This is a genomic window from Pseudomonas sp. 2VD, from assembly GCF_005503585.1.
Lineage (GTDB): Bacteria > Pseudomonadota > Gammaproteobacteria > Pseudomonadales > Pseudomonadaceae > Pseudomonas > Pseudomonas aeruginosa.
Window position 1 is genome coordinate 1 of the sequence record NZ_SCND01000273.1, and the last position, 8,558, is coordinate 8,558.

The following is an 8,558-nucleotide window of genomic DNA, read 5'->3' on the forward strand; positions in this document are numbered from 1 at the left end:
TTCCACAGGTGCACGGGCGGCAGGCCCTTCTTTTCGCCCCTGGGGATCTGCGCCAGCAGGTCGTTGGCCTTGCCGGTATCACTCATAGCCTGTTCCTCGACTGTTCAGGCCCAGCAATTCCTGGGCGTATTGCTCCAGCGGCGGACGCAGCAGGTCTTCCGGGGTGGCGTCGTAGAACGTCAGGAAACCGCCGCGGCTGCGAATGGTCGCGCTGTCCACCAGGAAACGGGTGCTGGTCTCGATCAGCATGACCTGGATGACACTGCGATCGCGCCCGACCCGGCCGAGTTCCTCTTCGTCTTCCCACTCCTCCCAGTTGCCGATCCTGTTGTCGCCCCGGGCGAAACGGCAGTACAGCAGGTAGTGGGCGCCGGCGGCACGCGCCTCGCGCATCGCGTCGTCCAGGCCGAGCGGCGCCTTGGCGCGGCGCACCAGCGGGAAATACTCGACGAAACCTTCGAAGGCCTGCTCGGCCACCACGTTCGGCCGCGCGTACCGGTAGCCCGGCGGCACGAACGGGCCCTGGCCGATGTAGATGAAGGAGTCGGCCTGGATCCGCCGGTTGTTGCTGCGCTGGCTGGCGCTGTGATCGAGCACCCCGGCGTCGCGCAGGTAGTAGTCGGCGCCGTCGGCCAGGTCGCTGGGCTTCATGCAGGCGGACAGGCTGCCCAGGAGGAGCATCGCCAGGGCGATACGGAACAGGTGCAACATCGGTCATCTCCCCTGCCGGCGTCGGAAAACCGGCGAATGACGAGCCGATGCAGCTTCCGCGCCATCACAGGCCACGCTGCCACTCCTGGCGCAGGGCAGCGTGCTGCGGCTGCTCGATGGCCTGGCGGACCTCGGCCAGCAGGCGCGCCTTGTCGGCACCCAGCTCGCCCTTGAGCACCAGATAGTTGGAAGCGTGGTCGCTGCGAAATACCGTGTCTTCGAGCTCCAATCCCTGCAACAGGCGTTCGACCTCGACGAACAGGGCACGCCGATCCAGCGCCTCGAAATCGGCGAAGCCAGCACGGAAACGCTGCTCGCCGGTAGGGAAACTCACCACCAGGGTCGACAGGTACTCCGGCTGGGCGGCGTTCATCAGGCGCGCGGAGTTGTCCGCGTGCTGCGCGCTCAGGGTCATTCCGCCCAGACCGTTGAGGATCATCACCGAACGACTGATCCCCGCCTCGCCAAGCTTTTCCAGCGCATCCAGGGTAGAGGAATAGGTCTCGCCCTTGTTGACCCGTGCCAGCACTTCGTCGTCGCCGGACTCGGCGCCGACATAGGCCATTCGCAGCCCGGCGTCGGCCAGTTCGCGCAACTCGTCGACCGACTTCCTGCGCAGGTTGCGCGGCAGGCAGTAGCTGGATACCCGCTCCACCTCCGGCAAGTGCTCGCGAATCGCCTGCAGCACCGCGAGCAGCCGGCGGGTCGGCAATACCAGGGCGTCGCCATCGGCGAGAAACACCCGCTTGACGATCAGGCGCTCGCCGCAGCGGCGGATCTCCTCCAGTACCTCGTTCTCGTCGCGGGCGCGAAATTTCTTTTGCGGCTGGGTATACATCTCGCAAAAGCCGCATTTGTTCCAGGAACAGCCATTGGTCACCGGGAGGATCAGCGAATGCGCCTCGCTCGGGGGCCGGAACACCGGTTCGATGTAGTGGATAGGGAATTCACGGACACTCATCGGAGAACTCCTGAACGAACGTGGAGCCGCCGGCGGATTCGCCGGAAATGGGCAGCCGACGTCCCGCCGGCGGATCGATGGGCGACGAGTATATCCCTGCCGGCAAAGAGTGCGCGGGGCGCAGTGACTGCGTCCCGGCACCACAGGCATCAGGCGCTGGGAGCGTCGCCTTCGCGCTTGCGCTTGTTGCCCATGCGCACGCCGATATCCATCAGGAAGTGGAAGAAACCTTCCTGGTCTTCCAGCACCTCGCGCCAGAACGGCGAGTGGTACAGCGCCACGGCGCCATGCACCAACGCCCAGGCAGCGCAATAATGGAAGTACGGCGGAACGTTCTCCAGCTTGCCGTCGGCGATACGCTCCTTGATCAGCTGGGTCAGGCGTTCGAAGTTGGAAGCGCGGATCTTGTGCAGTTCCTCGACCATCTCCGGCACCTGGCTGGTCTTCACCACCTTCTCTTCCAGGCGGTCGAACAGGCGGTAGCGCTGCGGATCGCGCATGCGGAACTCGAAGTAGGCGCGCGACAGGGCTTCCTTGTCGCGGGCTACGTCTTCGGAATGGAACAGGGCGGCGAGATCGCGCTCGTAGTCCAGCATCAGGCGCAGGTAGATCTCCGCCTTGGACTTGAAGTGCTTGTAGATCGTGCCTTTGCCGATGCCGACGGCATCCGCGATCATCTCGACCGTTACGCTGTCTTCCCCCTGTTCGAGGAACAGCTTGAGGGCGGTATCGAGAATCTCCTGTTCACGGCGACGAAATTCACGAACTTTGCGAGGCTCTTTCTGCATAAAAAGACTGTCAGGTCAAAATGAGTCAAAAATCGAAGCCGCGTATTATGCCTATTCAGCACGAAAATGCACGGAACATCCGACGATGAATTGTTACCAGGACGAATTCGACCAGACCAACGGTCTGCGCTACCTCAACCACGCAGCGGTCGCACCCTGGCCTAGACGCGCCGCCGACGCGGTGAGCGCCTTCGCCCGGGAGAACGTCGCCCACGGCGCCAGCGACTATCCGGAATGGCTGAAGATAGAACATCGCCTGCGCGAGCGCCTTGCCCGACTGCTCAATGCGCGCGCCGGCAGCGACCTCGCACTGGTCAAGAACACCTCCGAGGCGCTTTCCTTCGTAGCCTTCGGCCTGGATTGGCGAGAGGGCGACCAGGTCGTCATCGGCAACGAGGAGTTCCCCTCCAATAGAGTGGTCTGGGAAGCCTTGCGCCCGCGCGGCGTCGAAGTGGTCGAGGTCAGTCTCGCCGGCGACGACCCCGAGGGCGCCCTGCTCGCCGCCTGCGGCCCACGCACCCGCCTGCTGTCGATCAGCGCGGTGCAGTACGCCAGCGGCCTGCGCCTTGACCTGGAGCGCATCGGCACGGGATGTCGCCGCCGCGGCGTGCTGTTCTGCATCGACGCGATCCAGCAGCTCGGCGCCCTGCCCTTCGACGTACAGGCCTACGATTGTGCCTTCGCCATGGCCGATGGGCACAAGTGGATGCTCGGCCCCGAAGGGCTGGGCGTCTTCTATTGCCATCCCGAGCAGCGCGAGCGCCTGGCGCTGCACGAATATGGCTGGCACATGCTGGAACATGCCCTCGATTACGAGCGTCGCGACTGGCGGCCGGCGCGCAGCGCCCGGCGCTTCGAATGCGGCAGCCCGAACATGCTCGGCGCGATGGCCCTGGAGGCCAGCCTGGGGCTGTTGGAGGAGGTCGGCATGGAGCGGGTCGGCAGAGACATCGCCGAGCGCGTCCAGTGGCTACAGGACGGTCTGTCGGGAATTCCCGGGGCACGCCTGCACAGTCCGCGGAACCCGAGCCGACGCGCGGGTATCCTGACCTTCAGCCTGGACGGCCAGGACAGCCGGACACTCTTCGAAACGCTTCGCCAGGAGCGGGTCATTTGCGCCCAGCGTGGCGGAGGTATCCGTTTTTCCCCGCACTTCTACACGAGTTCGACGGTGATCGACGACACCCTGGCGATCTTGCGCCAGGTCGCAGGCACCTAGGTGCTCAAGGACGGCGAGGGTATTCCAAATCTGTTTAAAAAACCGCCAGCCCTGTCTGGACGCCCCACGAACATGACCAATACTGAAAGGTACTGGCGCGCGGTATCTCCCCCCAAGTACCCAGCCAGTGAAGGTACCGAGGAATGCGTACCTTTGTTCCACTCCTAATGGTCTTGACCCGGATTCATCCCCCAGAACCCGGGTTTTTTTTATCCGTTTGTCGGCCTAGCGGGCCAACGGAAACAGCCGATGGAAATTGGCGGTAGTCTGCTCCGCCAGGGTTTCCAGGCTGACGCCACGCAACGTCGCGAGGAATTCGGCGACATCGCGCACGTATTCCGGCAGGTTCGGCTTGCCGCGATGGGGAATCGGCGCCAGGTAGGGCGAGTCGGTCTCCACCAGCAGCCGGTCGGCTGGTACCTGGCGAGCCACCTCGCGCAGGGCATCGGCATTGCGGAAGGTGACGATGCCGGACAGGGAAATGTAGAAGCCCAGGTCCAGCGCCGATCGCGCCATCTCCCAGTCCTCGGTGAAGCAATGCAGCACGCCGGCCTGCGGCAACGCCGCCTCGCGCAGCAGCGCCAGCGTATCGGCGCGCGCCTCGCGGGTGTGCACGATCACTGGCTTGGCGGTGATCCGCGCGGCTTCCAGGTGCAGGCGAAACGCCTCCTGCTGCAACTCGGCGGCTTCCGGTTCGTAGTGGTAGTCGAGGCCGGTCTCGCCGATCGCCACCACCCGCGGATGCGCCAGTTCGCCTAGCAGCCAGTCCAGCGCTGGCGCGCTTCCGGGCTCCAGGTCCAGCGGGTGCACGCCGACCGAACAGTGCACGTCGGCATAGCGCTCGGCCAGGGCCTTCACCGCCTGGGCATTGTCGGCGCTGACGCCGATGCAGAGGAATTGACCGACGCCACGCGCTCGCGCGGCAGCCAGCGCCGCATCGAGCGAGCCGCCATGGGCGGCCAGGTCGAGGCGATCGAGGTGGCAGTGGGAATCGACCAGCATGATCCTGTCTAGCGTTACATCGTGTGGGTCGGCCGGTCCGACTTCAGCGCCCCGGCCAGGTAGGTTTCGATCTTGTTGCGGGCGGTGTTGTCACCGTCGTTGAACTGCACGCCGATGCCCGCCGCACGGTTGCCCTGAGCGCCCTTCGGGGTGATCCAGACGACCTTGCCGGCCACCGGGATCTTCTCCGGCTCTTCCATCAGGTTGAGCAGCATGAAGACCTCGTCGCCAAGCTTGTAGTTCTTGTTGGTGGGAATGAACAGCCCGCCGTTCCTGATGAACGGCATGTAGGCGGCGTACAGCACGGACTTGTCCTTGATGGTCAAGGACAGGATGCCGTTACGCGGCCCCAGATTGGGTGGCAAACTCATGCAGGTTCCTGCCAGTCGAATATCAGCGGGATTCTAGCCCGGCCCGGGCAGGCTTGCCCACTGCACCAGCAGGGCTTCGAGAAGCAGGACACGGTTGAGGTTGGCCTTGTTCAACACTTTCTGCCGCTGTTGCAGCAGCCAGTCCTGCATGGCCAGCACCTTGGCCTGCCCGGACTTGTCGCCCAGGTACTGGATCACCTTGCGCATGTCGGCCAGCCCCAGCCCCTCCTCGTCGCGGGTCAACTGGTAGCGCAGGATGCCCAGCGTCCAGTCGCAGAACCAGTCGAACAGCAATGGCAGCGGCACGCTGTTCCAGCTTTCGGCCAGTGGGCTGGCGGCGATCTGCTGCTTGAGCAGCTTCTTCACCCCCTCGACCACCTGCGCGCGCTGCTCGCGCACGCCCTGGCCGTGCAGGCGCTGGGCGGTGAGCGGCGAGCCGCCGGAAAGCGCCAACAGTTCCTCCAGGGCCTCGGCCGGCTCGTCGGGCAGGGCCCGCGCCAGCCATTCCAGACTCGCCGCCGCGCCCGGCAAAGGGCAGGCCTGCTGCACGCAGCGGCTCTTGATGGTCGGCAACAGGCGGCTGGGCTGGTGGCTGATCAGCAGCAGCACGGTATCGCCCGAGGGTTCTTCGAGGCTTTTCAACAGGGCGTTGGCGGCGTTCACGTTCATCGCCTCGGCGGGCTCGAGCAACACGACCTTGCGCCCGCCCAGTTGCGCGGTCTGCACCACGAAGCCAACCAGGTCGCGGACCTGGTCGACCCGGATCGGTTTCTCCGCTTCCTCCGGCTCCAGCACGAAGTAGTCCGGATGGGTACCGGCGGCCAGCAACTGGCAGGCCTTGCACTCGCCGCATGCGCCAGCGGCGGCGGGCCGCTGGCAGAGCAGCTGGGCGGCCCAATGCTCGGCCAGGGCACGCTTGCCGATCCCGGCGGGACCGTAGAGCAGATAGGCGTGGGCGTGCTGGGCGCGGCCGCCCAGTTGGCTCCAGAGCGCCTGCTGCCAGGGATAGATATCAGCCATTCAGACGCTCCAGCAGATTCGGCAGCAGCCGATCCAGGCCAGCCTGCACCTCGGCCAGCGGCAACCCGGCGTCGAGCACCTGGTAACGCTCCGGGGCCTGCGCGGCGCGCTGCAGGTAGGTCTGACGCACGGCCTCGAAGAAGCGTCGGTCCTCCTGCTCGAAACGGTCGAGCCGGCCACGCGCCGCCGCCCGCGCCAGGCCGATTTCCACCGGCAGGTCGAAGACCAGCGTGAGGTCGGGCCGCAGGTCGCCCTGGACGAAGCTTTCCAGCGCGGCGATGCGCGCCTCCGGCAAGCCGCGCCCGCCGCCCTGGTAGGCATAGGTGGCATCGGTGAAGCGATCGCAGAGCACCACGGCCCCGCGCGCCAGTGCCGGACGGATGACCCCGGCGATATGCTGGGCCCGCGCGGCGAACATCAGCAACAGCTCGGTATCGGCGGCCATCGGCTCGTCGCTGGGCGCCAGCAGCAGCTCACGGATGCGCTCGGCGAGAGGCGTGCCGCCAGGCTCGCGGGTCAACTGCACCTCGATGCCGCGCTCGCGCAGGCGCTCGGCCAGGTAGTCGCGGTTGGTGCTCTTGCCGGCCCCTTCCGGGCCCTCCAGGGTGACGAACAGGCCGGTCACACGGCACTCCTTATCTTGGCTGCGCCGCTCATTGTGGCGGCGGGGTGATGGGCGCGGGGCTGGAGCGATAGTCCGAGCGACGCTTCAACTGATACTCGCGGACCGCCTTGTTGTGTTCGTCCAGGCTGCTGGAGAACACGTGGCTGCCATCGCCGCGCGCCACGAAATACAGGGTCTCGCCCTCGGCCGGATGCAGCGCGGCGCGAATCGCCTCGCGCCCGGCCAGGGCGATCGGGGTCGGCGGCATGCCCGGCACCACATAGGTATTGTAAGGGGTCGGTTCGCGCAGGTCGGCGCGGGTGATCTTGCCGTTGTAGCGCTCGCCCATGCCATAGATCACCGTCGGATCGGTCTGCAACAGCATGCCGCGCTGCAGGCGGCGGACGAAGACGCCGGCGATCTGCGAACGCTCTTCCGGCACGCCGGTTTCCTTTTCCACCAGCGAGGCCATGATCAGCGCCTGGTAGGCGTCGCGATAAGGCAGGTCCTGGCTGCGGCCATCCCATTCCTTGGCGAGGATGGTCTGCATGCGCTGGTAGGCCTTGCGCAGTATGTCGATGTCGCGCATGCCACGGGTGTAGCGGTAGGTATCGGGGAAGAAGCGCCCTTCGGCCACTTCGTCGGGCTTGCCGAGGCGTTGCATGATCTCGCCGTCGCTCAGGCCGGCCAGGGTCTGCTCCAGCTTGCCCTGCCTGGCGAGCGCTTCGCGCACCTGGCGGAAACTCCAGCCCTCGACCAGGGTCAGGCTGTACTGCACCACCTCGCCTTCGCGCCAGAGTTCCAGCAGGTCGGCGCCCTTCATCCCCGGCAAGAGGCGGTATTCGCCGCTGTGCAGGGCCTGGCCCGGCAGGTTGAAACGCCAGTAGAGGCGCAGCCAGAACGCGCCATGGAGCACCTCTTCCTGCTCCAGACGCGCGAGCATGCCTCCCGGCGTGGAGCCCGAGGAAACGTCCAGCAGGCGCTCCTCGGTCAATTGCAGGGGCTGCTCCAGCGCCCGCTGCTGCTGCCATGCAGCCAGGCCGACGCAGAGGCCAACGAACAACAGGCCACTCTCCAGCAGCACCAGCAGTTTGCGCATCAAAGTCAGAAATCCAGGTCGTCGCGAAGTTGGTCTTGCAGTTTACGGGTCAGCTCGCCGACCGGCCAGACGTGCTCGTCCAATGCCCGGACCGGCCAGATGCCGAACTGGCTGTTGCACAGAAAGACCTCGTCGGCCGTCGCCAGTTCAGCCATGGAAACATCCCGTATCGCCAGCGGGACGCCGATTCCTTCGGCGCGCTCGAGCAATTCCGCGCGCATCACTCCCGCGACGCCGCAGCGCCGCAGGTCAGGCGCCACGAGGGTGCCGTCGAGAACCAGCAGCAGGTTGCTGAACACCCCCTCCACCACCCGCTCGTGCACGTCCAGCATGAGCCCTTCGGCATGCCCGGCGTCGCTCCACTCGGCACGGGCGAGGACCTGCTCCAGGCGATTGAGGTGCTTGAGGCCGGCCAGCAGGGGCTGCTCGGCCAGGCGCGTACGGCAGGCGAACAGGCGCACGCCTTGCTGCCAGTGGCGCTCGGGATAGGCCGGACGCGGCGATCCGGAGAGGATTCGCCGCGGCGAGGCCTCGGCAGGCGGCGCGTAGCCACGCAAACCCTCGCCGCGGGTGACGATCAGCTTGGCGACACCGTCGCCCAGCGCCGCGCAGAACGCCAGCAACTCCTGGCGCAACGCTGCGGCGTCGAGAGGGATCGCCAGGCGTCGACACCCCTCTTCCAGGCGCGCCAGGTGGCGTTCCAGGAGACGCGGCGTGCCGGCGCGCACCGCCAGGGTCTCGAACAGCCCGTCGCCATAGGCCAGTCCGCGATCGCGCACGGAC

General features: G+C 66.2%; 10 protein-coding genes and 1 pseudogene. 1 reads left to right on the top strand and 10 read right to left on the bottom strand.

Annotated elements, in window-relative coordinates; genetic code table 11:
* The 4 genes and pseudogenes from FFS27_RS23700 to FFS27_RS23715 form a co-directional block, all read right to left on the bottom strand.
* Positions 1 to 86, bottom strand: a pseudogene (locus FFS27_RS23700) (DUF1285 domain-containing protein); the annotation flags it as partial.
* Positions 79 to 711 (bottom strand): DUF4823 domain-containing protein, encoded by a 633-nt coding sequence (locus FFS27_RS23705; RefSeq protein ID WP_003091112.1) that lies wholly within the window; start codon positions 709 to 711, stop codon positions 79 to 81. The pseudogene FFS27_RS23700 and the gene FFS27_RS23705, both read right to left, overlap by 8 nt.
* Positions 712 to 775: 64 nt before the next feature.
* A complete protein-coding gene (locus FFS27_RS23710) occupies positions 776 to 1,672 on the bottom strand; it encodes a radical SAM protein (RefSeq protein ID WP_003091113.1) in 897 nt (298 codons plus the stop codon).
* A 149-nt stretch (positions 1,673 to 1,821) separates the two neighbouring features.
* Positions 1,822 to 2,460: a TetR/AcrR family transcriptional regulator gene (locus FFS27_RS23715; protein WP_003091114.1), complete on the bottom strand. Its 639-nt coding sequence runs from the start codon at positions 2,458 to 2,460 to the stop codon at positions 1,822 to 1,824.
* Positions 2,461 to 2,545: 85 nt separating this feature from the next.
* On the opposite strand from FFS27_RS23715, the gene FFS27_RS23720 reads away from it, so the two are divergent.
* The gene (locus FFS27_RS23720) at positions 2,546 to 3,679 is read left to right on the top strand and encodes an aminotransferase class V-fold PLP-dependent enzyme (protein ID WP_021264998.1); all 1,134 of its coding nucleotides are present in this window, start codon (positions 2,546 to 2,548) and stop codon (positions 3,677 to 3,679) included.
* A gap of 225 nt (positions 3,680 to 3,904) precedes the next feature.
* Here FFS27_RS23720 and FFS27_RS23725 read toward each other — a convergent pair whose 3' ends face one another.
* The 6 genes from FFS27_RS23725 to pabC form a co-directional block, all read right to left on the bottom strand.
* A complete protein-coding gene (locus FFS27_RS23725) occupies positions 3,905 to 4,681 on the bottom strand; it encodes a TatD family hydrolase (protein WP_019485448.1) in 777 nt (258 codons plus the stop codon).
* Positions 4,682 to 4,695: 14 nt separating this feature from the next.
* Positions 4,696 to 5,052 carry a PilZ domain-containing protein gene (locus tag FFS27_RS23730; protein ID WP_003091119.1) on the bottom strand — a complete coding sequence of 119 codons (357 nt, stop codon included), beginning with the start codon at positions 5,050 to 5,052 and terminating at the stop codon, positions 4,696 to 4,698.
* A 33-nt stretch (positions 5,053 to 5,085) separates the two neighbouring features.
* The gene (locus FFS27_RS23735) at positions 5,086 to 6,072 is read right to left on the bottom strand and encodes a DNA polymerase III subunit delta' (RefSeq protein ID WP_003110200.1); all 987 of its coding nucleotides are present in this window, start codon (positions 6,070 to 6,072) and stop codon (positions 5,086 to 5,088) included.
* Positions 6,065 to 6,697: a dTMP kinase gene (gene tmk / locus FFS27_RS23740; RefSeq protein ID WP_003122486.1), complete on the bottom strand. Its 633-nt coding sequence runs from the start codon at positions 6,695 to 6,697 to the stop codon at positions 6,065 to 6,067. Before tmk ends, FFS27_RS23735 begins: the two co-directional genes overlap by 8 nt.
* A 28-nt stretch (positions 6,698 to 6,725) precedes the next feature.
* Positions 6,726 to 7,775 carry an endolytic transglycosylase MltG gene (gene mltG, locus FFS27_RS23745; RefSeq protein WP_004350892.1) on the bottom strand — a complete coding sequence of 350 codons (1,050 nt, stop codon included), beginning with the start codon at positions 7,773 to 7,775 and terminating at the stop codon, positions 6,726 to 6,728.
* Between the two features lie 5 nt (positions 7,776 to 7,780).
* A partial coding sequence (gene pabC, locus FFS27_RS23750) for an aminodeoxychorismate lyase (RefSeq protein ID WP_256659619.1) occupies positions 7,781 to 8,558 on the bottom strand: 778 nt, incomplete at its 5' end.